Source organism: Nocardia sp. NPDC001965, assembly GCF_053594175.1.
The window spans coordinates 1-1138 of record NZ_JBSFDZ010000102.1 but is presented as its reverse complement, the minus strand read 5'-3'; the positions used below and the strand labels follow the sequence as shown (position 1 = coordinate 1138).

Annotated in this window: 1 protein-coding gene; it reads left to right on the top strand. The window is 64.3% G+C overall.

Annotation, left to right across the window (positions count from 1 at the left end):
• Positions 1 to 47: 47 nt before the first annotated feature.
• The coding region (locus ACWCPQ_RS35040) for an IS630 family transposase (protein WP_449907485.1) at positions 48 to 1138 on the top strand (1091 nt) is incomplete at its 3' end.

The window sequence follows — 1138 nt, the reverse complement described above, 5'->3', positions numbered from 1 at the left end:
CTAGTGTTCTGCGCCTGAAATGCGTTGGCTAATTGTAGGATTCGGCGGTGGCGAGGACGGGGCGGCCGAGATCGGGTCCAGAGTTGGTGGTGACCGAGGCGCAGCGGCAAGAGTTGGTGCGGGGTGCGCGGGCGGCGACCTCGACGCAGGCGTATGCGTTGCGGTGCCGGATCGTGCTGGCGTGTGCAGAGCCGGGAGCAGCGAACGCGCATGTGGCGGCAGCGGTCGATGTCACACCGATGACCGTGGCGAAGTGGCGCAAACGCTTCATCGAACACGGTCTGCCCGGGCTGGCCGATGAACCGCGGCCGGGCCGGCCGCCGTCGATACTGCTGGACCGGGTGGAACAGGTGCTGGCGTTGACCCTGGAGCAGACTCCGCGTGATGCCACGCATTGGTCCCGGTCGTCGATGGCCGAGCGGACCGGGCTGTCGAAATCGACGATCGGGCGGATCTGGCGGCGGTTCGAGCTGAAACCGCACCTGGTCGACGGGTTCAAACTGTCGACCGATCCGCTGTTCGTGGAGAAAGTGGTCGATGTCGTCGGCCTTTACCACAATCCACCCGAGCGGGCTGTCGTGTTGTGTGTGGACGAGAAGTCGCAGATGCAGGCCCTGGATCGTTCCCAGCCGGTATTGCCGATGATGCCGGGCATGCCCGAGCGCCGCACCCTCGACTACGCCCGTCACGGGACTACGAGCCTGCTCGCGGCGTTCAATATCGCCGACGGCACCGTGATCGGCGAGTTGCACCGCCGGCACCGCGCGACCGAGTTCAAGAAGTTCCTGGTCACGATCGACAAGACCGTGCCCGCCGAACTGGATATTCATCTGGTCTGCGACAACCTGGCCACCCATAAGACCCCGATTGTCAATGAATGGCTCGCCCGCCACCTTCGCTTCCATGTCCACTTCACCCCGACCGGATCCTCCTGGCTCAACCAGGTCGAACGCTGGTTCGGATACCTCACCGACCAGCTCACCCGCCGCGGTGTCCACAAAAGTGTTGCGGCACTGGAGAAAGACGTCACCACCTGGATCGAGCACTGGAACGCCAACCCCCGGCCGTTCGTCTGGCGCAAGACCGCCGAGGAGATCCTCGACTCCCTCGCCCGATATATCCAACGCATTTCAGGCGC